Origin of the sequence: Micromonospora pisi, from assembly GCF_003633685.1 — a bacterium.
Taxonomy (GTDB): Bacteria; Actinomycetota; Actinomycetes; order Mycobacteriales; family Micromonosporaceae; genus Micromonospora_G; species Micromonospora_G pisi.
The window spans coordinates 8,691,833-8,716,283 of the sequence record NZ_RBKT01000001.1; the positions used below are offsets into that span (position 1 = coordinate 8,691,833).

At 69.8% G+C, this 24,451-nt stretch carries 26 protein-coding genes, 1 pseudogene and 1 riboswitch; of the genes and pseudogenes, 9 read left to right on the forward strand and 18 right to left on the reverse strand.

What is annotated here, in order from left to right; all coding sequences use genetic code 11:
- Nucleotides 1-62: 62 nt before the first annotated feature.
- Nucleotides 63-944, reverse strand: a complete 882-nt coding sequence (locus tag BDK92_RS38005; RefSeq protein ID WP_121161305.1) for a bifunctional helix-turn-helix transcriptional regulator/GNAT family N-acetyltransferase — start codon at nt 942-944, stop codon at nt 63-65.
- A gap of 171 nt (nt 945-1,115) precedes the next feature.
- Between BDK92_RS38005 and BDK92_RS38010 the strand changes: the two genes are divergently transcribed.
- From BDK92_RS38010 to BDK92_RS38020, 3 genes are all read left to right on the forward strand, one after another.
- A complete protein-coding gene (locus BDK92_RS38010; protein ID WP_211349530.1) occupies nt 1,116-1,259 on the forward strand; it encodes a hypothetical protein in 144 nt (47 codons plus the stop codon).
- Between the two features lie 335 nt (nt 1,260-1,594).
- A complete protein-coding gene (locus tag BDK92_RS38015) occupies nt 1,595-2,221 on the forward strand; it encodes a hypothetical protein (protein WP_246017454.1) in 627 nt (208 codons plus the stop codon).
- A 453-nt stretch (nt 2,222-2,674) separates the two neighbouring features.
- A complete protein-coding gene (locus tag BDK92_RS38020) occupies nt 2,675-3,541 on the forward strand; it encodes a nitroreductase/quinone reductase family protein (RefSeq protein WP_121161307.1) in 867 nt (288 codons plus the stop codon).
- A gap of 3 nt (nt 3,542-3,544) precedes the next feature.
- Here the strand turns inward: BDK92_RS38020 and BDK92_RS38025 are convergent, their stop codons facing one another.
- Nucleotides 3,545-4,747: a chorismate-binding protein gene (locus BDK92_RS38025; protein ID WP_121161309.1), complete on the reverse strand. Its 1,203-nt coding sequence runs from the start codon at nt 4,745-4,747 to the stop codon at nt 3,545-3,547.
- Between the two features lie 123 nt (nt 4,748-4,870).
- Between BDK92_RS38025 and BDK92_RS38030 the strand changes: the two genes are divergently transcribed.
- A complete protein-coding gene (locus tag BDK92_RS38030; protein ID WP_121161311.1) occupies nt 4,871-5,071 on the forward strand; it encodes a DUF5999 family protein in 201 nt (66 codons plus the stop codon).
- Between the two features lie 171 nt (nt 5,072-5,242).
- Here the strand turns inward: BDK92_RS38030 and gcvP are convergent.
- Nucleotides 5,243-8,066 (reverse strand): annotated as a pseudogene (gene gcvP, locus BDK92_RS38035) (aminomethyl-transferring glycine dehydrogenase).
- Between the two features lie 80 nt (nt 8,067-8,146).
- Nucleotides 8,147-8,245, reverse strand: a riboswitch (glycine riboswitch).
- 263 nt (nt 8,246-8,508) lie between these two features.
- On the opposite strand from gcvP, the gene BDK92_RS38040 reads away from it, so the two are divergent.
- Together BDK92_RS38040 and mgrA are read left to right on the forward strand one after the other, a co-directional pair.
- Nucleotides 8,509-8,925 (forward strand): winged helix-turn-helix transcriptional regulator, encoded by a 417-nt coding sequence (locus tag BDK92_RS38040; protein ID WP_121161313.1) that lies wholly within the window; start codon nt 8,509-8,511, stop codon nt 8,923-8,925.
- 67 nt (nt 8,926-8,992) lie between these two features.
- Nucleotides 8,993-9,991 (forward strand): L-glyceraldehyde 3-phosphate reductase, encoded by a 999-nt coding sequence (gene mgrA, locus BDK92_RS38045; RefSeq protein WP_281278680.1) that lies wholly within the window; start codon nt 8,993-8,995, stop codon nt 9,989-9,991.
- An 88-nt stretch (nt 9,992-10,079) separates the two neighbouring features.
- On the opposite strand, the gene BDK92_RS38050 is transcribed toward mgrA, so the two are convergent.
- From BDK92_RS38050 to ssuE, 13 genes are all read right to left on the reverse strand, one after another.
- A complete protein-coding gene (locus BDK92_RS38050; protein ID WP_246017456.1) occupies nt 10,080-10,538 on the reverse strand; it encodes a group I truncated hemoglobin in 459 nt (152 codons plus the stop codon).
- A gap of 155 nt (nt 10,539-10,693) precedes the next feature.
- The gene (locus BDK92_RS38055) at nt 10,694-11,335 is read right to left on the reverse strand and encodes a SanA/YdcF family protein (protein ID WP_342775888.1); all 642 of its coding nucleotides are present in this window, start codon (nt 11,333-11,335) and stop codon (nt 10,694-10,696) included.
- A 144-nt stretch (nt 11,336-11,479) separates the two neighbouring features.
- Nucleotides 11,480-12,088 carry a MerR family transcriptional regulator gene (locus BDK92_RS38060; RefSeq protein WP_121161315.1) on the reverse strand — a complete coding sequence of 203 codons (609 nt, stop codon included), beginning with the start codon at nt 12,086-12,088 and terminating at the stop codon, nt 11,480-11,482.
- Nucleotides 12,089-12,272: 184 nt separating this feature from the next.
- Nucleotides 12,273-12,737 (reverse strand): bifunctional nuclease family protein, encoded by a 465-nt coding sequence (locus tag BDK92_RS38065; RefSeq protein ID WP_121161317.1) that lies wholly within the window; start codon nt 12,735-12,737, stop codon nt 12,273-12,275.
- Between the two features lie 224 nt (nt 12,738-12,961).
- On the reverse strand, nt 12,962-13,669 hold the full coding sequence (gene ftsR / locus BDK92_RS38070) for a transcriptional regulator FtsR (protein ID WP_211349743.1): 708 nt from the start codon (nt 13,667-13,669) through the stop codon (nt 12,962-12,964).
- 56 nt (nt 13,670-13,725) lie between these two features.
- Nucleotides 13,726-14,178, reverse strand: coding sequence for an oxoglutarate dehydrogenase inhibitor Odhl (gene odhI / locus BDK92_RS38075; RefSeq protein ID WP_121161321.1), 453 nt, complete (start codon nt 14,176-14,178; stop codon nt 13,726-13,728).
- Nucleotides 14,179-14,391: 213 nt separating this feature from the next.
- A complete protein-coding gene (gcvH, locus tag BDK92_RS38080; protein WP_121161323.1) occupies nt 14,392-14,772 on the reverse strand; it encodes a glycine cleavage system protein GcvH in 381 nt (126 codons plus the stop codon).
- Between the two features lie 60 nt (nt 14,773-14,832).
- Nucleotides 14,833-15,867 (reverse strand): DUF881 domain-containing protein, encoded by a 1,035-nt coding sequence (locus tag BDK92_RS38085; protein ID WP_121161325.1) that lies wholly within the window; start codon nt 15,865-15,867, stop codon nt 14,833-14,835.
- Nucleotides 15,868-15,877: 10 nt separating this feature from the next.
- Complete coding sequence (locus tag BDK92_RS38090) at nt 15,878-16,210, reverse strand: small basic family protein (RefSeq protein ID WP_121161327.1); 333 nt, start codon at nt 16,208-16,210, stop codon at nt 15,878-15,880.
- Nucleotides 16,207-17,148, reverse strand: a complete 942-nt coding sequence (locus BDK92_RS38095; RefSeq protein WP_121161329.1) for a DUF881 domain-containing protein — start codon at nt 17,146-17,148, stop codon at nt 16,207-16,209. Before BDK92_RS38095 ends, BDK92_RS38090 begins: the two co-directional genes overlap by 4 nt.
- Complete coding sequence (gene clsA / locus BDK92_RS38100; RefSeq protein WP_121161331.1) at nt 17,145-17,786, reverse strand: cardiolipin synthase ClsA; 642 nt, start codon at nt 17,784-17,786, stop codon at nt 17,145-17,147. The genes BDK92_RS38095 and clsA overlap by 4 nt, the downstream gene beginning before the upstream one ends.
- 385 nt (nt 17,787-18,171) lie before the next feature.
- Nucleotides 18,172-19,347, reverse strand: a complete 1,176-nt coding sequence (locus BDK92_RS38105) for an LLM class flavin-dependent oxidoreductase (RefSeq protein ID WP_121161333.1) — start codon at nt 19,345-19,347, stop codon at nt 18,172-18,174.
- 54 nt (nt 19,348-19,401) lie between these two features.
- Nucleotides 19,402-19,953, reverse strand: coding sequence for an NADPH-dependent FMN reductase (gene ssuE / locus BDK92_RS38110; RefSeq protein ID WP_121161335.1), 552 nt, complete (start codon nt 19,951-19,953; stop codon nt 19,402-19,404).
- A 476-nt stretch (nt 19,954-20,429) separates the two neighbouring features.
- Between ssuE and BDK92_RS38115 the strand changes: the two genes are divergently transcribed.
- The 3 genes from BDK92_RS38115 to BDK92_RS38125 are packed head-to-tail and all read left to right on the forward strand — an operon-like array spanning nt 20,430 to nt 23,007.
- Nucleotides 20,430-21,410 (forward strand): aliphatic sulfonate ABC transporter substrate-binding protein, encoded by a 981-nt coding sequence (locus BDK92_RS38115; protein ID WP_246017458.1) that lies wholly within the window; start codon nt 20,430-20,432, stop codon nt 21,408-21,410.
- Entirely contained in the window at nt 21,407-22,276 is an 870-nt protein-coding gene (locus BDK92_RS38120) for an ABC transporter permease (RefSeq protein ID WP_121161337.1), read from the forward strand. The genes BDK92_RS38115 and BDK92_RS38120 overlap by 4 nt, the downstream gene beginning before the upstream one ends.
- On the forward strand, nt 22,249-23,007 hold the full coding sequence (locus tag BDK92_RS38125) for an ABC transporter ATP-binding protein (protein ID WP_121161339.1): 759 nt from the start codon (nt 22,249-22,251) through the stop codon (nt 23,005-23,007). Before BDK92_RS38120 ends, BDK92_RS38125 begins: the two co-directional genes overlap by 28 nt.
- Here BDK92_RS38125 and BDK92_RS38130 read toward each other — a convergent pair.
- Both BDK92_RS38130 and BDK92_RS38135 read right to left on the reverse strand, forming a co-directional pair.
- The gene (locus BDK92_RS38130; protein ID WP_121161341.1) at nt 23,004-23,597 is read right to left on the reverse strand and encodes a GNAT family N-acetyltransferase; all 594 of its coding nucleotides are present in this window, start codon (nt 23,595-23,597) and stop codon (nt 23,004-23,006) included. The two genes, BDK92_RS38125 and BDK92_RS38130, sit on opposite strands and share 4 nt — an antisense overlap.
- Nucleotides 23,598-23,675: 78 nt before the next feature.
- A complete protein-coding gene (locus BDK92_RS38135) occupies nt 23,676-24,407 on the reverse strand; it encodes an SAM-dependent methyltransferase (RefSeq protein WP_246017459.1) in 732 nt (243 codons plus the stop codon).
- Between the last annotated feature and the right edge of the window lie 44 nt (nt 24,408-24,451).

Below are 24,451 nucleotides of genomic sequence, written 5' to 3' on the forward strand. Positions count from 1 at the left end.
TGCGGGGGCGTCGGACTGGTGGTAGGGGTGCGGCGGCGGCGCGTGCCCCGGTCGACGGTGGGTCACGCCAGGGTCTTCTCGAAGTGCAGGTGGTGGTAGCGGGAGTCGTCGTAGGGCGGGATCTCCCGGTAGCCACTGGCGCGGTACAGGGTGATGGCTTCGGTCAGGGTGGTGTGGGTGCCCAGACGCAGAACGGTGGCGCCGTGGGCCGCGGCGGCGGTCTCCAGTGCGCGCAGCAGCCGTCGGCCGATGCCGAGTCCACGGGCCTCGGCGCTCACCCACAGGTGGCGGACCTCGGCGACACCGGGGCCGAGCGCGCGCCATGCCCCGCAGCCGACCGGGTGGTCCTCCTCGCGGGCCAGCAGCAACGCACCGTTGTCACCGGTCAGTTCGTCCGGGTCCACCAGGGCGCCGCTGTCGTACCCCTCTGGGAAGCGGACGGTGAGTTCGTCCGCGTAGGCGCGCAGGCACTGCCGGGCCGGGGCGGATGCGGCGTCGACGGTCTCGATCAGTACGGCGGCCGACCGTAACAGCCGGCGGATCTGTGTCTGTGCGGTGATCAGCTGTGTCCGTTGCCCGGGGGTGAGCCGGGTCAGGAGTTCGTTGACGCTGGCGCTGGAGCGGCGGTCGAGTTCGGTGCGTTCCCGGATGCCGGCGTCGGTCAACTCGACGATCCTGACCCGGCCGTCGTCCGGGTGTGGCCGTACCCGGGCGAGGTTCTGTTCGGCCAGGGAGCGCAGCAGCCGGCTCAGGTAGCCGGAGTCGAGGCCGAGCCGGGTACGCAGGTCGCGTACGTCGGCCCGGTCGCCGATCTCGAACAGCAGTCGGGCCTCGCTCAGCGGGCGGTCCTGGTCGAGGTACCGCTCGGTCAGGACGCCGAGGCGGCGGGTGTAGTACCGGTTGAAGTCACGTACCAGGCCGACCTGTTCGGTGGTGGAGTCCATCCGCCGAGGGTAACCAGGAATCTCTGACCAAAGTCAGAGAACTTCTGGTTCTGTTGTGGACCCCCTGCTTCGGATCGCCCCGCGAGCCCACCCTGGACCGGCGCACCCGCGCCGCCTCCCGGTAGTTGCCCAACACTCGAGTGCGCGATCACCATCGACGGTGGCCTGACCGTGGCACAGGGGCACCGGAACGCGGTCGCCGCCGAACACCGGCTGATCCACGCCGTTGTCCGACTCACCGGCGCCTCCGTGCACGCCGACCTGGATCACCCAGCCGGCGACGACCCGCACGAAGTGCTCTCGCATCATCGGTAGCGCGCTGACCGCAGATGCAGGCACGAGGCACGCATCCGGGACGCCCGTCGCGTGAGTTGCCCCGTCGTCGTCGCTGCCGCCGCCAACATGGCGACCTGCCGTTCCGGATGTCTCCGGTGCGAGGTTTTTGGGCTTGATCGACTTGGTGGCGGGGGCTGTCGGTGGAATGTTGGCGGGGGTGGGGTCGTTATACATCGCGTACGACCGGAGCAGCGCCGAGGCAGTGTTCTCTCCCGCCTCTTAGGGCCTGTGGCCTCGTATTTCTTCCTTCGAACGCGCGCCTTCCCCCTTTTGTGTGCGTGTTTGGAGAACCCCCGATTGGAAGGTGAACCATCGTGAAGACGACTTTCACCGCTATTACCGAAGCTTCGTTCGTTCGTAAGACCGCCCTTGGTGTCGCTGGCCTCGCCTTTGTCGGTGGCGCCGTCGCGGGTCCCGCGTCGCACGCGTTCGCGTCGCCGGCCATGCACGCCGCCCCGGCGATGACCACCGTCACCCCGGTCGCGGACAACAAGCCGGCCATGGACAAGCTGGTGCCGCACGGCACTCAGGGTGCCCAGTCGGAGATCAGCCTCTCCAAGGAGCAGACCGACAACGCCAAGGCCATCACCGACACGGCCAAGAAGCTCGGCATGGGTGAGCGAGGTGCCGTGATCGCGGTCGCCACCTCGATGCAGGAGTCGAAGTTGGAGAACCTGGGTCACCTTGGTGACATGAACGACCACGACTCCCTGGGCCTGTTCCAGCAGCGCCCGTCGTCGGGTTGGGGTACCCCGGAGCAGATCACGGACCCGACCTACGCGGCGACCGCGTTCCTGAGCAACCTGAAGCAGGTTGACGGTTGGCAGGATCTGCCGCTGACGGTGGCGGCGCAGAAGGTTCAGGTGTCGGCGTTCCCGGACGCGTACGCGCAGTGGGAGAACCAGGCCGCCCACATCGTCCAGGACGTCTGGACCAAGTAAGCAACCAGCAGAACAGCACGGCGAAGCCGGGCCCCCGCACGGGGCCCGGCTTTTCGCGTACCCGAAAGAAGTTGAGCTGATGGCGGACGCGGCACTAGCATCGTCGATGTGACTGCCGGGTCGGCCATTGGCCACAACCTCGTGAGGCACCCGGCCATAGCGTGACCGCCGGGCGGCCCAGGGGCCCGCCTGTGTGTCCGCTTTCCTGTCGCCCCGCTCCGCCGCCCGTTCGTCCCGGTGACGTGGACTCCTACCGCCACCGGTCACGGCGGCCCCACCGCACCTCGGGCCGGTGCCCGGCGACTCGTCCCGCTTCGCTCACCACACACCCGAACGTGACCCCGTACGGCGGACACGTTCGGGCTCTCGCGTGATCCGTCCCGCCCACCGGGCGGTTCCTGTCGTGCCCCGACACGGTTCGCGGCACTACCCACAGACGAAGGGAAAGGGCCTATGCCCAATGATTTCAACCAGCAGGTGATCGAGGAGTTCCGGGCCAACGGCGGCCGGGTCGGCGGCTATTTCGAGGGGGCCCGACTGCTGCTGCTGACCACCACCGGCGCCCGCTCCGGGGCCGAACACACGACCCCTCTCGGGTACCTGCCCGACGGCGGCGAACGGGTGCTGGTGATCGGCTCGGCCGGTGGGGCGCGGACCCATCCGGACTGGTTTCACAACATCGTGGCCGATCCCCATGTCACGGTCGAGGACGGCGTCTTCGTCTACGACGCGGTCGCCTCCGTACTCGAGGGAGACGAACGTGACCTGGTCTTCGCCCGCGCTGTCGAGGCCGACCAGGGGTGGGGCGATTATCAGTCCCGTAGCGGGCGGGTCCTGCCGGTCGTCGCCCTGCGGCAGGTGCCGGGACCGCCCCGGTTCGCGGCCGGACCCGACGGCGTGTCCTGGGGTGCGGCGCTCAGGACGGTTCACGACGCGTTCCGGCGTGAACTCGCCCTGATCCGCGCGGAGGTCGCCGCCTCGGGTCCGGGTCTCGGGGCTCAGTTGCGGGTGAACTGCCTGACCGTCTGCCAGGGGCTGCACCTGCACCACACCGGTGAGGACGCTGGAATGTTCCCCGCCCTCGCCGAGGGACGCCCGGAACTGGCCCCGACGATGGAGCGTCTGCGCCGGGAGCACCAGCGGATCGCCGAACTCGTTGACGACCTGCGCGCGGTGCTCTCGGCCGACGGTGTGGACCCGGTCGCGTTGCTCGCCGACGTCGAGCGCCTCACCGACGAGCTCGTTCGACACCTGGCGTACGAGGAGGAGCGGTTGATCCCGGTCCTGGACGGGAGTCCGACTCGGGAGCAGGCCCGGTAGAGGTCAGTGTGGTGGCCCGGCGGCGAGGATGGCGCGTACGGGGCCGGCTTTTGCCGCCGCCTCGGCCACCTCGGCGTCCGGGTCGCTGTCCCAGGTGATGCCGCCGCCGGCCCAGACGTGTAGTCGTTCGCCGTCGGCGGCCGCGGTACGGATGGTCAGCCCGAGGTCGATGTGGTGGGGGCCGACCCAGCCGAGGGCCCCCATGCCGGCGCCCCGGCCGACCGGTTCGAGGGCGGCGATCTGGTGCAGCGCGGAGACCTTGGGGGCGCCGGTGACCGAGCCGCCGGGGCAGACCGCGCGGAGCAGGTCGGCGATGGTGAGGCCGTCGGCGGCGCGGGCCGAGACGGTCGATTCGGCCTGCCACAGGTCGCACCACTGGCGGATCCTGTACAGCTCGTCGACGTGGACCGAGCCGGTGGCCGCGATCCGGGCCAGGTCGTTGCGCTCCAGGTCGACGATCATGATGTGCTCGGCGCGTTCCTTAGTCGAGGTGAGCAGCTCGACCCGGCCCGGTGCGGTGGCCGGTCGGGTGCCCTTGATCGGCCGGGTGACGATGCGGCCGCCGCTCACCTCGATCAGGGTCTCCGGGGAGGCGCAGCCGATCGCCCAACCGGCGCCGGTGAGGATTCCGCCGTAGCGGGCACCGGAGAGCTGACCGAGCCGGGTGAGGGCGGGCAGCGGGTCGCCGGTGTATCGGGCGCTGGTGTGGCCCACCACGTTGACCTGGTAGATGTCGCCGCGTCCGATGGCCGCGCGGGCGGCGGTGACGGCGGCGGCGTGTGCCTGTGGTGTCCAGCTCGGCTGCCATGGTCCCAGCCACCAGTCGGTCGGCGGCTGCCGGTCTGCGGGGCGGGGCCGGCCCGGACGGTCGCGGAAGGCGACGGCGACGACGTCGGGTACGGCGGGGGCGGGGCTCGGCGCCCCGGGTGGGGCGCCGATCATGGTGGCCCCGGCGGCGGCGGAGACGTACAGCGCCGCGCCGGCGGCCGGACCGGTGTGGGTGTCGGTGGGGTGCAGCGCCCCCTGGCCGAGTCCGTGATCGGTCAGAAACCGCTGCACCAGCTCGGCCGGGTCGCCGGGCTGGCCGACGTACCATTCGAATCGGTCGAGCTCAGTCAATGAATTGAGGTATACCGATGGCATCGCGGGGGTCGAGCCGACCCCGTATGGGAGCGTTTCCACGACGAGTGGCCCATTCTCCATCATCCGTTGGGTGGATTCTCCCCGGTTGGCGCCGATCCCTGCTCGATGCAGCGCCGTTCGGCTTGGTACCGTGCGTCACTGGTCATGTGAACCATGACACAGCACCCCCACAGTCCGGAGAACCCGATGTGCCAGCACCAACCCACCTGTCCCTCCGCTGAGGCAACCGACCGGGAAGCCGCCCGCGTCATCGCCTGCTTTCGTGAGCAGGGCTGGAGCCTGCTCTGCAACGGCGTGATCGTCTTCGAGGACACCGGCGAACTACTTCCCGACGGGAGCATGATCGCACCGCACCGCGGCCCCGCTCGACACGCACTCGTCGCCTGACCGATCACAGCCGGTGATCACGGCGGGCACCGTGCGGTCCGCCGGTCGCCGGCATAGGCCGATCAAGGCCGTCCCCGCTGATCAACGAACATCCTCGCCCCGGCCAACTGGGCCCGGGGCGAGGACATCCGACGTGATCGGCGCGGACTACCTTGATCGCACCTGAGGCGCTCAGTCCTCGAACGCGTCCGGCGGCGGACACGCGCAGACCAGATTCCGGTCGCCGTACGCGCCGTCGATACGCCGTACCGGCGGCCAGTACTTCGCCGCCCGGTCGACTCCGCCCGGGTACGCCGCCACCGACCGCGGGTACGGGTGCGACCATTCGTCACCGGTCACCATCGCCGCGGTGTGCGGGGCGTTGCTCAGCGGGTTGTCCTGCGCCGGCCACTGCCCCGCCCCGACCAGGTCGATCTCCTCCCGGATCGCGATCATCGCGGCGCAGAACCGGTCGAGTTCGGCCAGATCCTCGCTCTCCGTCGGCTCCACCATCAGCGTGCCGGCCACCGGGAACGACATCGTCGGCGCGTGGAACCCGTAGTCGATCAACCGCTTCGCGACGTCGTCGACGCTCACCCCGGTCGCCTTCGTCAGCGGCCGCAGGTCGAGGATGCACTCGTGCGCGACCAGGCCCTTGTTGCCGGTGTAGAGCACCGGGTAGTGCGCGCGCAGGCGCGACGCGACGTAGTTCGCCGCCAGGACCGCCGTCCCGGTCGCCCGGGTCAGCCCCTCGGCGCCCATCATCCGCAGGTACGCCCACGGGATCGGCAGGATCCCCGCCGACCCGTGCTGGGCCGCCGAGATCACCGGCTGCCCGTCGACCGACCCACCGAGCGGATCACCGGGTAGGAACGGTGCCAGGTGCGACCGGACCGCCACCGGGCCGACACCCGGGCCGCCACCACCGTGCGGGATGCAGAACGTCTTGTGCAGGTTCAGGTGGGACACGTCCGCGCCGAACTTGCCGGGCCGGGCGAACCCGACCAACGCGTTCAGGTTCGCTCCGTCGACGTACACCTGGCCACCGGCGTCGTGCACCTTCGCGCACAACGACGCGATCCCGGTCTCGTACACCCCGTGTGTCGACGGGTACGTCACCATGATCGCGGCCAGGGTGTCCCGATGCGCCTCGATCTTCCGGTCGAGGTCGACCAGGTCGACGTCACCGTTGTCGTCACAGGCGACCACCACGACCCGCATACCGGCCATCACCGCGCTGGCCGCGTTGGTGCCGTGCGCCGACGACGGGATCAGGCAGACGTTGCGGTGCCCCTCCCCACGCTCACGGTGGTAACCACGGATCGCGAGCAGCCCGGCGAGTTCCCCCTGGGAGCCGGCGTTCGGCTGCACGCTGACCGCGTCATAGCCGGTCACCTCGGCCAGCCACCCCTCGAGGGAGGTGACCAGTTCCCGGTAGCCGGCGGTCTGCTCGACCGGGGGCGAACGGGTGCATGTTCGCGAACTCCGGCCAGGTCACCGACTCCATCTCGGTGGTGGCGTTGAGCTTCATCGTGCACGACCCGAGCGGGATCATGCCCCGGTCGAGGGCGTAGTCGGAGTCCGACAACCGGCGCAGGTAACGCAGCATCGCCGTCTCGGAGTGGTGCCGGTGGAACACCGGGTGGGTCAGGAAGTCGCTGTCGCGCCGCAACGCCACCGGCAACGTCTCGGTGACCTCACCGGTGAACTCCGGCACCCCGAACGCGGACCACACCGCGCTCAGGTGCGCGTCCGTGGTCGTCTCGTCGCACGAGACACCGACCCGGTCGGCGTCGACCAGCCGCAGGTTCACCCCACGGGCGGCGGCATCCGCGACGACCTGCGCGGCACGCCCCGGGACGACCGCGGTCACCGTGTCGAAGAACGCCGTACCCGCCGTCGACACCCCACCGGCGACCAGGCCGGCGGCGAGCCGGGCGGCCGCCCGATGGGTACCGGAGGCGATCCGACGCAGCCCGTCCGGACCGTGGTAGACGGCGTACATGCTGGCCATCACGGCCAGCAGTACCTGGGCGGTGCAGATGTTGCTGGTCGCCTTCTCCCGCCGGATGTGCTGCTCCCGGGTCTGCAACGCCAGCCGGTACGCCGGGTTGCCGTCCGCGTCACGGGACACCCCGACCAGCCGGCCGGGCAGCATCCGCTCCAGGCCGGCGCGGACCGCCAGGTAACCGGCGTGCGGGCCACCGAAGCCCATCGGTACGCCGAACCGCTGCGTGGTGCCGGCGGCGATGTCGGCGCCGATCTCCCCCGGCGGTCGCAGCAGGGTCAGGCCGAGCAGGTCCGCGGCGACGGTCACCAGTGCACCGGCGGCGTGCGCGGTCTCGACCAGGGCGGCCTGGTCACGGACGACCCCGGACGCTCCCGGGTACTGCAGGTGCAGCCCGAAGAACTCGGCCGGCAGCTCCTCGGCGTCGAGGTCGACGATCCGCACCTCGATACCGAGCGGTTCGGCCCGGGTCGCGATCACCGAGATCGTCTGCGGCAGGGTGTCGGCGTCGACCACGTACACCGGGCTCTTGCTTTTCGACGTGCGGCGGGCGAGGGTCATCGCCTCAGCCGCGGCGGTCCCCTCGTCGAGCATCGAGGCGTTCGCGGTGGCCATCCCGGTCAGGTCGGTCACCATCGTCTGGAAGTTCAGCAGCGCCTCCAGCCGGCCCTGGCTGATCTCCGGCTGGTACGGGGTGTAGGCGGTGTACCAGGCCGGGCTCTCCAGCACGTTACGGCGGATCACCGCGGGCGTGTGGGTGCCGTAGTAGCCGAGACCGATCATCGACACCGCGACGGTGTTACGGGCCGCGATCGCCCGCAGCTCGGCGATCACCTCGGCCTCGGTCGCCGGCGCCGGCAGGTCGAGTGTGCCGTGCCACCGGATCACCTCGGGGATCGCGGCATCCATCAGCTCTTCGATCGAGTCGTAGCCGACGGTCTCCAGCATCCGGCGTTCACCGTCGGCGTCCGGGCCGATGTGACGGTCGGCGAACTGATCTGTGGTCATGGCGGCTCCCGGGGGGCGAGGTCGACGATGCGGCCTCCCCCTCTGTCGCACCCGCGCTGCGCGCGGTCGCTCCACAGTCGCCTGCCCACGAGGTCCTTTTGCCTGAGAGGTTCCGGGGAGGATTTGCCCCTTCGGCGCCGCCCTGACATGTGCCGGGCGGTCTCTCCCACGTGGGTGTTACCGGCATGGTCAACGCTACCAGCGGGTGTGTTTCCGGCGGGTATCGGGCCTGGCCGGACGGGACGTCGACGTACGGAATCCGCTCGTCGGCCGGAACCTCCCGGCCGACGCGGACCACCACAGACCGACACGAACCGGGTCCGCGTCGCGCAGCGCCCCGAGGGCTACCACCAGCCCAACCGCCCGGAAGGCTACAGTTTGTGACAACAACCACGGCCCGTGTACGCACGGCCGCCGCCTGACCGGGGACGGAGGACTTCACATGGCGCCCCCGCCCCGCCAAGAGGCACCGGCACCGGCCGACGTGACCGCCGACTGCACCGTTCGTCACGTCCTCGACCGGGTCGGCGGCAAATGGAGCATCGGCATCATCGTCGCCGCCACCCGCGGACCGATCCGGTTCACCGAACTCGAACGCTGCGTCGAAGGCATCAGCCGACGCATGCTGACCCTCACCCTGCGTAACCTCGAACGGGACGGCCTGCTCATCCGGACCGTCTACCCGACCGTTCCCCCCAGGGTCGAGTACACCACCACCGACATGGCCCGCGAACTCCACGACACCCTGCTCGCCCTCACCCACTGGGCGGAACGACACCGGGCCAACATCGCCGCCGCCCGGGTCGCCTACGACCGGGGGCAGCACGGCGACACCCCACCCGAGCAGGAGAGCTGCTGACCCACTGGGACGTATGACACGCCCGCCCCAGCCGAACACGCCGCCACCGGCTCAATAGGGTGGGACCGTGACCGACACCTACCACGCCGCCACCGGCCGCTACGACTCGATGACCTACAACCGCGCCGGCCGAAGCGGTCTGCGCCTACCCCCGATCTCCCTCGGCCTGTGGCACAACTTCGGCCACGAGCGCCCCTGGCAGCGTCAACGCGACATCGTCCGGCGCGCCTTCGACCTCGGCGTGATCCACTTCGACCTGGCGAACAACTACGGCCCCCCGCCCGGCTCCGCCGAGGAGAACTTCGGCCGCATCTTCGCCGCCGACCTGGCCCCGTACCGCGACGAACTCGTCATCTCCACCAAAGCCGGGTACGACATGTGGCCCGGCCCGTACGGCGAGTGGGGCTCCCGCAAGTACCTCATCGCGTCCCTGGACCAGTCACTGCGCCGGATGGGCCTCGACTACGTCGACATCTTCTACCACCACCGCCCCGACCCGGACACCCCGCTCGAAGAGACGATGGGCGCCCTCGACGCCGTCGTCCGCGCCGGCAAGGCCCAGTACGTCGCCATCTCGAACTACAACGCCGAACAGACCGAGAAGGCCGCCGCGATCCTGCGGGACCTCGGCACCCCGCTGGTACTGCACCAACCGTCGTACTCGATGGTGAACCGGTGGATCGAACGCGACCACCTGCTCGACACCCTCGAGAAGGTCGGCGCCGGCTGCATCGCCTACAGCCCCCTCGCCCAGGGCCTGCTCACCAACCGCTACCTCAACGGGGTCCCCGACGACTCCCGGGTCCGCACCAGCCGCTTCCTCAACGAGGAGCAGCTCAGCGACACCACCATGACCAAGGTCCAGGCACTCAACGACATCGCCGCCCGCCGCGGCCAGAGCCTGGCCCAGCTCGCCCTCGTCTGGGCCCTGCGCGACCCCAGGATGACCAGCCTGATCATCGGCGCCAGCAGCGTCGAGCAGCTCGAGAACAACATCGCCGCGCTCGACAACGTCGAACTCAGCGACGCCGAACTGGCCGAGATCGAGCAGTACGCCACCGAATGACCGGCCCGTGTGTGCCGCGCCCAGCCCGATCGGGCGCGGCACACACGATCACGCCGCCCATCTCACCGCACCCGGAGGTGGGCAAGGATCAGACCGGGTCGTCCCCGCGCGTGACCACCTGCGGTTCCACCCGCTCCAGGGCCGCCCGGATGTAGTCCACGACATCCGCCGGGGCGTCCATCCACTCCAGGGTCGCCACCAGGTACCCGCCCACCCTGCTGTAGTGCGCCGGCGGAATACCCAACCCCTGGTGTGCCTCGGTCAACCCCCGACCGTCGTACGTGTCCGGCCCGCCGAGCAGCACCGTCAACATCAGCGCCAGATGACGCCGCTGACCCGCCATCTCCACCGACTCGAAATAGCCGGCGAGTTCCGGATCGGCCAGCACCCGGTCATAGAAGATCCGCACCGCCGCCTGGACCGCCACCGCACCACCGATCCGCTGGTACGCCGAACCACCGTCGACCGGCTCCCCCGCCGGTCGCCCCGGCAGCACCCCGGTACGGGCCTCCCCTGTGGAGGATGCGTTCGCTTCGGTCTCCGTCACGGCCTCGTCCTTCCCACTGGATAGCCGCGACCCGATCCCCAGGTCCACGGCACAGAAGCGGTCACCCGAGCCGGTCGAAGAACACCGCCACGACCCCGTCAGATCGGGGCGACCGCAGTGGGGACGATAATCCAACACCTACGCACTGTCACGCATCAATCACTCATCGACAACGCGTCGTCCACAGCCGACACACGCGGCCCCAGAAACACCGGATCACGACGACTCCACACGTCGTACACCGCCTTCACCGCCGCGAGCCGCTCCCGGAAACTCCCCCACCGCCACGCCCGCTCGAAACGACTCACCGACTCGTCACCCACACCCACCGCGTCCAACCCCACCCGACGGCACAACGTCACCGCCCGCTCCACATGAAACGCCTGCGTCACCACGATCACCCGCCGCACACCGAAGATCCGCGACGCCCGCACACACGAGTCGTAGGTGTCGAAACCCGCATGGTCCTGAACCACCCGCTCAGCGGGCACACCCCGGTCGACCAGCCACCGCCGCATCGCCCCCGGCTCGTCGTACTCCCACCGACCATGATCACCGGAGACCAGCACCACCCGGGCCTTGCCCGCGTCGTACAGCTCCTTCGCCAGCCCCAACCGAGCCGCCAGGAACGGCGCCGGAGTGCCATCCGCCGACACCTGCGCCCCCAACACCAGCACCACCGGCGCCGCCGGCACCCCGGCCACGTCGTACACATGCGCGCGCGCCGACCGCTCGATCCAGACCACACTGGCGAACACCACCAGCGGCCCCAGCAACGCGGCCACCACAGCCGTCACCAACAACCGCCGCCGCCACGCACGCCAACGACGCCGCCGGGTCACCCCCGGCCGCAACGGACCAACAGCCAGCGAATCAACAGAACGGGACGAATCCGGGACAGCCGACATCCTCACATTGTGACCGGCACACCCGACAAACGGTCAGCCAGCCCGACGCCGCGCCCGTCGAGCGGCCAACTCGTCACCAGCGGACTCCGACGCCCCCGGCTCCACGGCCACTCCGACCGACTGCACACCCCCGGCCGGCTCCGCCGGCAGGTGCGACAACGACCCCTGGATCTCCTTGAACGCCCCACCGATCGCGATCCCGAAGACGCCCTGCCCACCCTGGAGCAGGTCCACGACCTCCTCCGGCGACCGGCACTCGTACACGGTCGTGCCATCCGAGATCAACGTGATCCCCGCAAGATCCCCGACGCCGCGCGACCGCAACGCCTCAATCGCCTTACGGATGTTCTGCAATGACACCCCGGCGTCAAGCAACCGCTTGACCACCTTCAGGACCACCAGATCCCGAAACGAGTACAACCGCTGCGTCCCCGACCCGGAAGCGTCCCGGATACTCGGCACCACCAGCGTCGTACGCGCCCAGTAGTCCAACTGCCGATAACTGATACCGACCGCGTGGCAAGCCGTCACCCCGCGATACCCGACTGCGCCGTCCTCCTCCAACGAAGGATCAACCGGCGCGACGCCGTCAGTGTGGCGATGATCTGATGTCCCCGGATCAGGGTCCTGTGGCTCGTGCATCCGGACAACCTCCCCGCCAGTGCGGTGACACGTCGTTTCCGGGACGTGCACCCCTCGACAAGGCAACCCTATAGCGCCCCAGGAGGGATGAGCCGCAGGAATCAGCGCGACACGCCGCGCGAGGGCGACACGCGCCGCACCGGGCACATCACCCTACGACCGCGCCCCACCGGCACAGCCGCCGTCAACCGGCGAAATCCTCCGGCTGCACCTGCTCCAGGAACTCCCGGAACTTCTCGACCTCGTCCTCCTGCTCATCAGGAATAACGATCCCGGCCTCGGTCAGCACCTGCTCCGCACACCGAATCGGCGCACCGACCCGCAACGCCAACGCGATCGAGTCAGACGGCCGGGCAGACACCCGCAACCCGTCCCCGATCAGCAGGTCGGCGTAGAAGACATTCTCCTTCAGCTCGGTGATCTCCACCGCGCGCAGCGGCGCCTCCAGCGCCGCCAGAATGTCCCGCAACAAATCATGGGTCAACGGCCGTGACGGCTTGACCCCCTGCTGCTCGTACGCGATCGCGGTCGCCTCCACCGCACCGATCCAAATCGGCAGGTAACGGTCGCCCTCGACCTCCCTGAGCAGGACGATCGGCTGGTTGCTGGGCAGCTCCACCCGAACCCCGACCACGCTCAGCTCGCGCACCGCCGCCTCCGTGTCGTTGTGTACTTCCCCAGCGCCGACGCGCCGCGACCAAACACCTCAGCCACCGCGACACCGGCCCTTTCCCTGCACGGTACACGGGACGCGAGAAGGTGGTCCCACGCGCGTCGCCCGTACCATTTCCACCCGGGACAGGGTTACCCCGCGAAGCCTACGGCACGCCCGCGACAGCAGATCTTTCCCACCGCGCCACCGCCACCGCAGCCTCAGCGACCGAGCACCGACCGCAACCCCACCCGCACCAGCGCCGCATGCAACTGCTGCGACAACCCCACCAACTCCCGCGCGACCTCCGCCGCCCGAGCCCGCGCCGCCGGATCGTTCTGCCGGGCCAACGGCGCGATCAACTGCTCGAACAAACCGACCTCACGGTCCGCGGCCGTCCGAAACGCCCGCAGATGACGCGGCTCCAACCCGTAAGCGGCCAACCCCGCCACCGCCTGCGCGATCACCACCGCGTCAAGGTCATACCAACCCGGCGGCCGGGAAACGATCAACCCGAGCCGCTCCAACTCGGTCAACGTCACATCATCGATACCCGTACGCGCGACCAGATCAGCCCGATTCACCCGCGAATCCGCCGACTCGACCGGCCCGGCCAAGCCACCGTCCCGCCCCGGAACCTCACCCGCCGGCCCCACCGCGACCAACGCCGGCCGCTGCCGCCCAGGGCTCTCCGGCTCGTGCTCCAGACCCGCCAACTGCTCCCGGATCACCCGCAACGGCAGATACTGATCCCGCTGCGCGGTCAGCACAAACCGCAGCCGGGCAACATCCTCCCAGCTGTACTTCCGGTAACCGGCCGGCGTACGTTGCGGCTCAACCAGGCCCTCGGCCTCCAGAAACCGCAACTTCGAGATCGTGGTGTCCGGAAACTCGACCCGCAGTTGAGCCAGCACCTCACCGATGCTCATCAGCGGCTGGGCCCGACCGGCCGCAGCCGTGGGCGCAGCCGCTGCCGCACGCTCATTCACCCCCGGCCGGCCTCCTCCTCCGGGCGCGGACCGGCGATGAAGACCAACCGGAACTTACCGATCTGCACCTCGTCGCCATTGCTCAAGGTGGCCGCCTCGACCCGCTCACGGTTGACGTAGGTCCCGTTCAAACTCCCCACGTCCCGGACGGTGAACGTACCCCCGTCCCGGTGGAACTCGGCGTGCCGCCGAGACACGGTCACGTCATCAAGGAAAATGTCACTGTCGGGATGCCGGCCACTGGTCGTCACGTCGTGATCCAACAGGAACCGGGCACCGGCGTTCGGGCCACGCCGAACAACCAGCAACGCCATGCCCGGAGGCAACGAGCCCGACATGCGACTCGGAACGACATCGGCATCCGGTCCCTCCAGCACTTCGTCAAGCGCGCCGAGGTTGAGCGTCGATGTGACGTCGAGTGGGGGGAACTCGTCGTCTGGCCGCGTCATGGGACCACCTCACGGATCTGTTCGGTCGGCGTCAGGGTGTGGCGGGTCTGGCCGCCGGGCTGCTAAAAGCCCAGCGGCTGGCTCTCCCGTGCCTGGGAAGGCAATTCCGCAACGCGCAACTATTGATTCTCGGTCGACTGAGCGAGCCTAGCCAGCGCCGAAATACAGGGCAACCAGACGCGCGGGCCGAGATCCGCCCGCGCGAAACCACACTCAGCTCTCGGTCAATTCCCGGTACGCCGCCGCGGAGAGCAGACCCTCGACCGCAGCCGGCCCACCAGGAGCGATCTCCACCAACCAACCCGCACCGTACGGATCGGTGTTGATCAACTCCGGAGTGTCCGTGAGCTCACCATTACGCGCCACCACCGTGCCACTCACCGGGGCGTAGATCTCCGAAACACTCTTCGTCGACTCGATCTCACCCAGGGACTCGCCCGCCTCGACCACGGCACCCTCCTCCGGAAGCTGCACGTAGACGATGTCACCCAACGCGTCCTGCGCGAAGTGGGTGATGCCCACCCGCACCGAACCGCTGCCGTCGCCCGCCACCCACTCGTGCTCGGCCGTGTAACGCAGGTCCTCAGGAATCACCAGCCGCGTCCTTCATCATCCTCGATCGGTACCGCACCCGGAAGGTACGGCCGCGCCCGGTCAGGAGACCGGGCGCGCGTGCTTCAGGTCCAACGGAGCACTCAGGGTCGACACGTCGACCACCTCCCGCTCCTGGACCGTCACGTTACCGCCGTCCCCAGTGACCGACGCGACCACCCCGCCCGGAATGTTCAACGCGGTCCGCATCGTCGATGGATCACCAATGACCGTGATCGTGTACGGCCCGGTCAACCGCTTCCCACTAACCGCGACCCCCGCACCATCGTCGAGGAAGAAAGTGCTGGCCACGATCCGTACCGCACCCCCACCACCGGAGATCTGCATCGCCTCCGCACCGGCACCACGCAACTCCTGCACCGCGTCGAGCAACGTCGCCGCCTCGACCGGCTTCGCCCCCGCCGAGAACGTCACCGTCAACCCCGGCCCCCGGGCCGGCAACCTGCCCGCCAGGATGCCCAGCTCATCCGCGCGCCGCGTCGCCTCGTCCAACGCCGCCTGCCGCCCCTGCGCACCCGACGCGAGCTGCCGCTGACTCTCCTCCAGCCCGGCGATGTCCTGACGCAGCCGCTCCTCCTGCGACTCCAGATCCGACAGGATCCGCACCAGGTCCTCCTGCCGCGTCGCCGCCAACTCCGGATCCGCCGAATTGCTCTTCAACTGGACCACCAGCGTGAACCCGAGCAGAGCCAACAACACCGCGATGATCACACTGGCGCCGCTCCAACGAGACCGCCCCGCCACCGGCTCCCGCGCCGGACCAGCCGGCTCGCCCACCTGGTCCACGTCCGAATCGAGCCGCGAAGCCGACGGATCGTCCACACCATCGGGGTCATCCGCCACCGGATCACCCACGCCAGGACGTACCCCGGCCGACCCGCCGCCGCTGCCACCCTCGGCGACCACCGACCGACGCAGACCAGCCAGGTCCACCGTCGGCCCGTCCGCCAACCCAACCCCCTCGGAGCCCGCAGACTCCGCACCGGACCCCTCCGGTACGGCATCGACCGGCAACGCGCCACCCACCGGCACCGTCGCCTCGGCATCGGACCCGCTCTGTCGCTGCTCGTCGCTCATCGCCAGAAACCTACGCCCGGAACAGGTGCCGGCGGATCGCCGCCACGTTGCCGAAAATCCGGACACCGAGGACCACCACGACACCTGTGGACAACTGACCACCCACACCCAACTGGTCACCCAGATACACGATCACGCCCGCCACCAGCACGTTCGAGATGAACGAGATCACGAACTGCTTGTCATCGAAGATGCCGTCGAGCTTCGCCCGGACCCCACCGAACACCGCGTCCAGCGCCGCGACCACGGCAATCGGCAGATACGGCAGCAACGCCGCAGGCACCGTCGGGTCCAGCACCACGCCAAGCACAACGCCGGCGAGCAACGCGAGTACAGGGATCATCGGCCGCCTCCGGAGGGACTGAGGGATTTACCAGCGCCAGGCGACGCCGGACTGTTGGACGGTCCCGTACCCGACGGCACCGGTGACCCGGGAGCAGACGGCGACACCGAGGGGACGGCATAACGCAACTGAGGTTCACTCGCCGCCGGAAGAGTCAGATCATCGGCGCCGCGTACGTCGAACGACATACCGTGCTCGGCCGCCACCTGCCGCAACAGCGCCGCCGCACCACTGTTACGGAACTTCCGCTCCAACTGACTCGGGCCGATCGCGGACACCTCGTACGGACCCGTCACCGGCCGGAAGTCGACCAGGATCGCCCCACCGGCAGCCCGGATCGTCGACGTCGCGGTGAGCCGCTGACCATTGATCGAAACCGCCTCGGCGCCCGCACTCCACAGGGCATTCGCGATGTCCTGAAGATCCCGGTCCAACACCTTGCCGAGGTTAGTACCGGCCACCCCGGTCACCGCATCGGGCTCCGACGGACCATCGGCGACACGCACCGCCACACCGTCGCCCCGTACCCGACCCAATCCGGTGGCCGCCTCCAGGTCGCGCAACCGCGCCGCGTCGCTACCGGACAGAGCCGCGTCCCGCTGCCGGTTCACGTCCCCCCGCAGCTCGTCGGCCCGACGAGCCAACTGGTCGGTCTCGCTCTCCCGCTGCTTGATCTGCGCCACCAACCCGGCCCTCGCCTGACTGCGACCCGGCTCCCCCTCGATCGTCTGCCGGTACGCCAACGCCAGCAGGAACCCCAGCGCGACCAGGGTGACCAGGGTGACCACCCGGATCGACGACCGCCGCCACCCGGTCGGTCCACGGCCCGCGCGACGACTCGCCGCCGCATCCGAGTAGCCGGGATCAAGCGGATTCTGGAACAGCTCGGTGAGGAAATCCGGGGCGTACTTCCGCTCCGGTCCACGCCCGGCGTTCATCCGGTCTCCCGGCCGTGAGCCCCGATCAGGCGCGCGGCCTGGATGAGATAGAACACGCCGGCGGCCCAGTAGAGCACCAGGCCCCACCACGCCAGCCCCCAGCCAATCGCACCGGCCGCCGTTGCCGCACCGGGCACGGCGTCCGCGAGCAGCAGTGTCGGGAAGGCGGCAAGCAGGATGAACGTGGCCGTCTTGCCGAGATAGTGCACCGGCGGCGGGCCGTAGCCGTGCCGACGTAGGACGAGCAGGGAAACGAAGAGCATCAGCTCACGGGCGAGCAGCGCTGCGGTGAACTCCCAGGGCACGATCTCGCGGGCGGTGAAACCGACCAGGGTGGCCAGGATGTACAGCCGGTCGGCGGCCGGGTCGAGCAGCTCGCCCAGCCTGCTGACCTGGTGCAATCGGCGGGCAACATAGCCGTCGACCCAGTCGCTGGTGCCACCGATCGCCAGCACCACCAGGGCCGCGACGTCCGCGTGCGGCCCCAGCAGCAGATAGAGGAAGAGGGGCACGCCCAGCAGCCTGGCGAAACTGATCAGGTTGGGAATGGTGAGGATCCGGGTGCCGACAACCTCTGACCGGGTGTCGGTGCCCCCGGGTGGCTGGGCATCGTCCGCCCGCGCCGGCCGACGCGACACCGAACCTCCCTCTGCTGCGGACCCGACGTCCCGCTGGCACGGGTCGGTCCGGGACCGTGCACGCTCCGGCCGGTCTTGCCGAACCCACTCCGGTGGCTTCGGCGCGATCCGGCTCCTGGCTCAACCCCGGCGGCCCGCTGTTGACGGACATACCGGGGCTGCTGATTTGCGGTGCCACTATATCCATCCCCTGCTGGTGGCCCGCGTGTGCCGAGGCGCATCGTTCTTACGTGACGAGCGACACAACCCGTAGTGCGTCCTAGGATGCTAGCTCAGTCTCGCTCCAGTCGGGGTGCCGACACGAAGGTTGTCGAGGTCGACGCGGTGGACGCGTAGACCTCTGACGGAGGCCCTCCGGGGGACGCGGTGGGCCTCCGTCGAACCGTCAGTGCGGCGAACTCGTCGCCGCCGCCGGGACCGCGAATGGAACCGCCGCCGGTGTGCTCGCCACCCGGGGCTCCCCCGCCGGATGCGACCAGAGGCCACGCCCGCGCAGGATCGGCAGCACACCCTCACCGAACCAGTACGCCTCCTCCACATGCGGATGCCCGGAGAGGATGAACTCGGTGATTCCCAGGGCGTGGTACTCGGCGATCCGGTCGGCGATCTCGGTGTGGCTGCCAACGAGTGCGGTGCCGGCACCTCCCCGGACCAACCCCACTCCGGCCCAGAGGTTCGGTGCGATCTCCAGCCCGTCCCGGGAGCCGCCGTGGAGCGCGATCATCCGGCGCTGGCCCTCCGACTCGCTACGTGCCAGGCCGGCCTGCACCGCCTTGATGTCGGCCTCGGGAATGCCGTCAAGCAACCGCTGGGCCTGGGCCCATGCCTGCTCTGAGGTGTCCCGGGCGACCACGTGCAGCCGGATCCCGAACCGGAGTTCCCGCCCGGCATCGGCTGCCAGCGAGCGGATCCAGGCGAGTTTCTCGGCCACCTGGGCCGGCGGCTCGCCCCAGGTCAGATAAACATCGGAGTGCGCCACCGCCACCGGGCCGGCCGCCTTCGACGAGCCGCCGAAGTAGATCTGCGGCACCGGGTCCGGCAGCCGGCCCAGCTTCGCCTGCTCAACCCGGACGTGGGGGCCGTCGTGGGTCACCGTCTCACCCCGCCACAACGCTCGCACCACCTGCAGGAACTCATCGGTACGCGCGTACCGCGCGTCCTTGTCGAGGAAGTCGCCGTACGCCCGTTGTTCGTGGCTCTCGCCACCGGTGACGACGTTGAGCAGCAGCCGCCCCTGGGAGAGCCGCTGGTAGGTCGAGGCCATCTGCGCGGCGAGGGTGGGCGACATCATGCCGGGGCGGAACGCCACGAGGAACTTCAGCCGCTCGGTGACCTCGGTCAGCATGGCGGTGGCCAGCCAGGCGTCCTCGCACCAGGCACCGGTCGGGGTGAGCGCCCCCTCGAAGCCGAGTTGTTCGGCGGTCCGGGCGATCTGGCCGAGGTAGGCCAGGGTCGCGGGGCGTGCGCCACCGGCCGTACCGGCGGCCAGTCCGTGCCCGCCACCGACGATGTCGCGGCTGTCGCCATAGGTGGGAAGGAACCAGTGGAAGGTGAGTGCCATGGTGTTCTCTCTCGGTCCGGGGCGGGAAGCTGGGGTACGGGGTCGGTGCGGGGCTCAGGCCGCGATCGGCAGCCCCGCCGGTGCCAACGCGCGGGCAAAGGTGTCCACCGCTGCGTACAGGGCCGGAACGGCACTCGCGTCGACCACGGTCGCACCGTCGGCTCCGGTCAGGATCAGCTGGTCGAGCAGGAAGTAGCCGGGCACGATGTGCGCCGCCCCCATGGCGCTGAGCACCGGTCGCATCGCGTAGTCGATCGCCAGTACGTGCGCGAGCGTGCCACCGGTGGCCAGCGGCAGCACCACCTTGCCGGCGAGCGCGTACTGCGGCAGCAGGTCGAGCAGCGACTTCAGCGCGCCGCTGTAGGACGCCTTGTAGACGGGGGTGGCGACGAGCAGACCATCGGCGTTGGCAAGCTCCTCCGCCACCGCCTCGATGGCCGGGTGCGCGGGGTCCGCGCCCAACAGGGCCGCCGGTGGCAGGTCACGGACGGAGAGGGCGTGGACCTGGTGACCGGCGTCGGCCAGCCGTACGGCGAGCAGGTCGACCAGTCGCGCCGTACGCGAGGTGGCCGACGGCGAACCGGAGATGGCGAGGATGGTGGACATGCGCTCTCCTCGGGTCGTCAGCGGACGTCGGGCGGACGACCACGATCGGATCAGCGTCGCCGGTGACGGCGGGCGGCACGCGGGCAGCTTACCGACAATTCCTATCGGTTGAGTAGACCTTTCCCGGATGACTTGATCAACCAACGCCGGAAGAAGGTCTCGGCAGACATCTGACGTCACGCCGCCAGGACCTCCGAATACTCGGTTTTTTCTATCGGCGGAATAGGACAAGGCGCCCGGAGTGGCCCACCCGACACAGCCCTTTGAAGCCCTGTCCTCGCAGCTCACCATGGGTTCAGTGGGTAGCAGTGACGGCCCACAAGGATGCACCGGCGAGACAGCGCGGACCACAAGTGACCTGAGTCACAGGACATTGACGGCATCGATGGGCCGCCCGAACCATGGTCGCCGGCAGCCGCCGCCACGCTTGCACCACTGTGGAGCGCCAGTCCCCCTCGACGTACCGGGAGTTGCTCATGTCGATGACCCCGCGTCCCCGCGGCCGGTTCCGGCGCCGCGTCCTGCCCCTCGTCCTCGGCGTGGGGATGCTCGCCTCGGCCTGCCTGGTCGCCGGCTGCGGCGACGCCGAGAGGGCGGGGACGGCGGAGGCACCGCTGCGGGTCGGTTACCAGCGGTTCGGCGGGCTGAGCCTGGTCAAGGCCCGTGCCGCGGCACCGGGCGTCACCTGGTCGCTCTTCGAGAGCGGGCCGGCGCTGACCGAGGCGTTCAAGGCCGACGCGATCGACATCGGACAGGTCGGCGAGGCGCCCCCGATCTTCGCCGCCGCGGCCAAGATTCCATTCAAGATCATCGGCACCTCGGCCGAGATCCCCGAGGGCGAGGCCGTACTGGTCAAGGAGGGCAGCGGCATCAGCACCTTCGCCGACCTCAAGGGCCGGACGGTCGCCCTGAACAAGGGCTCGAACGTGCACTGGCTGCTGGTCCGGCTGTTGGCCGCCAACAACATGACGCTCGACGACATCAAGGTCAAGTACCTCAAGCCGGCCGAGGGACGGCCCGCGTTCGACGCCGGCCAGGTCGACGCCTGGATCATCTGGGACCCGTACTTCGCCCTCGCCGAGCAGCCGGGCGTAAAGGTCCTGGTCAACGCGACCGGTCTGGCCGGCAACCGGGAGTACCTGCTGGTCTCGCCGGACGCGCTGAAGAACAAGCCGGAACAGATCCGCAGCTTCCTGCGGACGTACCGGGAGGTCACCGACTGGGGCATCGCCAACCCGGCCGACCGGGCCCGCATCCTGGCCCCGGAGCTGAAGATCCCCGAGGACGTCACCACCCGCGCGTTGGCCCGCAGCGCACGGCCGCTCGCACCGGTCACCCCGGCGATCGGCGACGAACTCCAGGCGATCGCCGACGGCTTCACCACACTCGAACTCATCCCCACCTCGATCGACATGCGGGCCCGGGTGGACGGGCAGTTCGCCGAGGTCCTGGGATGACCCGACCCACGCTGGTGCCGGCGTCCGGGACGGCCGGTTCCACCGCACCGGACGTACCGGGGGCGACGGAACCGGCCCACGGACGCCCCGGTCGCGCCCGCCGACCCGTCGGGGCCAGGTGGCGCCGGACGGCCAGCCCGGTGCTGCTCGTACTCGCCTGGGAACTGGCGTCGCGTACCGGCCTGCTGGCACCGGAGAAACTCTCCGCCCCCAGCGAGGTGCTCCGGACCGGCTGGCGCCTGGCCGCCGACGGCACCCTCTGGATCCACCTGACCGATTCGCTCACCCGGGCGGCGATCGGCCTCGCCATCGGCGGCACCCTCGGGGTGCTGCTCGGCGCCCTGGCCGGCCTGGTCCGCCTCGGCGACGACCTGGTCGACCCGCCGGTACAGATGGCCCGGATGCTGCCCCACCTCGGGCTGGTCCCGTTGCTGATCATCTGGGTCGGAATCGGCGAGTCGCTGAAGATCACGTTGGTCTGCCTCGGCGCCTTCTTCCCGATCTACTTCAACATGTACGCCGGCATCCGCGAGATCGACGCCCGACTGGTCGAGGCGGCCCGCACCTGCGGGCTCAACGCGCTGCAGCGGGTACGGCACGTGATCCTTCCCGGCGCGCTCCCGGCCCTCTTCCTCGGTCTGCGTCTGGCCATCGGCGCGGCCTGGCTGAGCCTCGTCGTCGGCGAGCAGGTCAACGCCCAGACCGGCATCGGTTTTCTGATGATGGAGGCCCGGGAGTTCAGCCAGACCGACGTGGTGGTGCTCGGTCTGCTCGTCTACGCGCTGCTCGGGCTCCTGTCCGACGTGGCCATCAGGGCCCTCGAGAAACGGACGCTCACATGGCGCAACGGCATCCAGGCGAGTTGACCGGGGCCGCTTCGACCGGCCGGGATTCGGTGGTGACCGCGACCGGGGTCCGGCGCGACTACGGCGGGACGGTGGTGCTCGACGGCGTCACACTCGGCATCCGTCCCGGTGAGGTGGTGGCGCTGCTCGGAGGCTCCGGCTCCGGCAAGAGCACGCTGCTGCGGGTGCTGGCGGGGCTCGACCCCGAGGCGACCGGAACCGTCGTGGTACGCGGTCGCTCGGCCGTGGTCTTCCAGGAGCACCGGTTGCTGCCCTGGAAACGCGTCGGCGACAACGTCGCGCTCGGGTTGGCCGGTCCGGACGTACGTGACCGGGTCCGGTCGGCGTTGGCCGAGGTGGGCCTCGCCGACCGGGAACGGGCCTGGCCGGCGGAACTCTCCGGTGGACAGGCCCAGCGGGTCGCGGTCGCCCGCGCGCTGGTCCGGGAGCCCGAGGTGCTGCTGCTGGACGAGCCGTTCGGCGCGCTCGACGCGCTCACCCGGCTACGCATGCAGGGCCTGCTCGGCCGGCTCCGGGCCGAGCACGGCTTCGCTGCCCTGCTGGTCACCCACGACGTCGACGAGGCGCTGCTGCTCGCCGACCGTACGCTGGTGCTGGAGGGTGGCCGGATCGTCGAGGAGAGCGCCGTACCGCTGTCCCATCCCCGGGCACCCGACACGCCCGGTTTCGGTCTGCTCCGGCGGCACCTGCTCGACCGGCTCGGTGTGCCGGGCGGTGCGACGTTCGGCTAGCCCGTCGTCGCTGACGAGGCCGGACGGGACGCGTTCCGGCTCCGCCACTCACGGGCCAGGATCGCGTAGATGAGCTGTTCGCCCCACTGTCCCTTGAAGATCTCGTCCTCGACGAAGTGGGCCTCGCGGCGCATCCCGAGCCGCTCCATCAGCCGCCAGGACGGCTCGTTGAGTACGTCGCACGCGGCGGTGACGCGGTGCAGTCCGAGCTCCTCGAAGCCGAGTCGGAGCCCCACCTCGGCGGCTTCACGCGCGTACCCCTTGCCGTGGAAGGCACGGTTGAAGACAAAACCGAGCTCGCCCTGGTGATGGGCGACGCTGACCCACTTGAGCACCACCTGACCGATCACCTGACCGGTCGCCCGCAGTTGCACGGCGAGGACCAGCCGCTGACCCTCGCCGGTCAGCTCCCCCTGCGCCATCTGACGGCTGAGGGCGTCCCGGGTGCCGGCCTCGTCGTGCACCTCCCAGTAGAGGTACCGCACCACTTCCGGGTCCGAGGTCAGCGCGTGCAGGTCGGCGAGGTCACGCTCCTCGAACGGTCGCAGCAGCAGACGTCCGGTCTTGATCGGGTAGTCGGGGCGCAGCACCGGCTGATGCTATGTCGGGTGCCGACACCCCGCACCTCCGTTTTCCCGCCCGCCCCGCTGGAGCCGCTGCTCGGGCCGCTACTTCAGGGCCAACCCGCCGTAGAACGCGTCGGGCACGTCGGCCGGGTCGCCGTCGGGGCGCCATCGGGCCACCGGGACGATGCCGTCGGCGGTCAACCGCCAACTGCCGAGTAGGGCCGGGAAGCCGGCCGGGTCCCGCATGTGGAACCCCTCGCCCATCATCGCCAACGCGGCCGGATGGCCGGCGAGTTCCTCGCCGTCGAAGTCGAACGCCAGCATGCTCCCGGCCGGCACGGCACGGTAGAGCTGATCGAGGGTACGGGCCAGCGTCGGATCGTCGAGGAACGCGGCCAGGCCGAGGAAGACCACACCGATCGGCTCCCGGCCCCACCCGGGCAGGAACGTCGCGATGGCGGCCGGGTCGATGCCGTCCGGGTCGGTCGCGTCCCCGAAGGCGTACGCGGCACGGCCGTGCCCGGCCAGGATCTCCTGGCCGAGAGCGATGGTGACCGGGTCGATGTCGGTGTAGAGCACGTGGGCGCCGGTGGCGACCTCGTGCACGTTGCCCTGAGTGGGCACGCCCGCGCCGAAGACCAGGAAGTTCTGGATTCCCTGGGTCACCAGGTGGGTCACCATGCGCCCGGAGAAGTCCCGTAGCGAGCGGAAGATCACCGCACAGGGGCCGTACGCCCCTTCGAATGCCTTGGCCGCGGCGACGTCCACTGGGAAGTGGTGCCGACCACCGAGCCAGTAGTCGATCATGCGGGCGGTACTCGGCGTCTCCGTCATCGACACACATCCTCCGGTCACGGCCCATCGGGCGCACCAGCGTA

Coding starts and splice junctions, on each gene's coding strand:
- BDK92_RS38005 (WP_121161305.1), bottom strand. CDS start 944: ATGGACTCCACCACCGAACAGGTCGGCCTGGTACGTGACTTCAACCGG.
- BDK92_RS38020 (WP_121161307.1), top strand. CDS start 2,675: ATGCCCAATGATTTCAACCAGCAGGTGATCGAGGAGTTCCGGGCCAAC.
- BDK92_RS38025 (WP_121161309.1), bottom strand. CDS start 4,747: ATGATGGAGAATGGGCCACTCGTCGTGGAAACGCTCCCATACGGGGTC.
- BDK92_RS38030 (WP_121161311.1), top strand. CDS start 4,871: ATGTGCCAGCACCAACCCACCTGTCCCTCCGCTGAGGCAACCGACCGG.
- BDK92_RS38040 (WP_121161313.1), top strand. CDS start 8,509: ATGGCGCCCCCGCCCCGCCAAGAGGCACCGGCACCGGCCGACGTGACC.
- BDK92_RS38060 (WP_121161315.1), bottom strand. CDS start 12,088: ATGCACGAGCCACAGGACCCTGATCCGGGGACATCAGATCATCGCCAC.
- ftsR (WP_211349743.1), bottom strand. CDS start 13,669: ATGAGCATCGGTGAGGTGCTGGCTCAACTGCGGGTCGAGTTTCCGGAC.
- odhI (WP_121161321.1), bottom strand. CDS start 14,178: ATGACGCGGCCAGACGACGAGTTCCCCCCACTCGACGTCACATCGACG.
- BDK92_RS38085 (WP_121161325.1), bottom strand. CDS start 15,867: ATGAGCGACGAGCAGCGACAGAGCGGGTCCGATGCCGAGGCGACGGTG.
- BDK92_RS38090 (WP_121161327.1), bottom strand. CDS start 16,210: ATGATCCCTGTACTCGCGTTGCTCGCCGGCGTTGTGCTTGGCGTGGTG.
- BDK92_RS38095 (WP_121161329.1), bottom strand. CDS start 17,148: ATGAACGCCGGGCGTGGACCGGAGCGGAAGTACGCCCCGGATTTCCTC.
- BDK92_RS38105 (WP_121161333.1), bottom strand. CDS start 19,347: ATGGCACTCACCTTCCACTGGTTCCTTCCCACCTATGGCGACAGCCGC.
- ssuE (WP_121161335.1), bottom strand. CDS start 19,953: ATGTCCACCATCCTCGCCATCTCCGGTTCGCCGTCGGCCACCTCGCGT.
- BDK92_RS38115 (WP_246017458.1), top strand. CDS start 20,430: ATGTCGATGACCCCGCGTCCCCGCGGCCGGTTCCGGCGCCGCGTCCTG.
- BDK92_RS38120 (WP_121161337.1), top strand. CDS start 21,407: ATGACCCGACCCACGCTGGTGCCGGCGTCCGGGACGGCCGGTTCCACC.
- BDK92_RS38125 (WP_121161339.1), top strand. CDS start 22,249: ATGGCGCAACGGCATCCAGGCGAGTTGACCGGGGCCGCTTCGACCGGC.
- BDK92_RS38135 (WP_246017459.1), bottom strand. CDS start 24,407: ATGACGGAGACGCCGAGTACCGCCCGCATGATCGACTACTGGCTCGGT.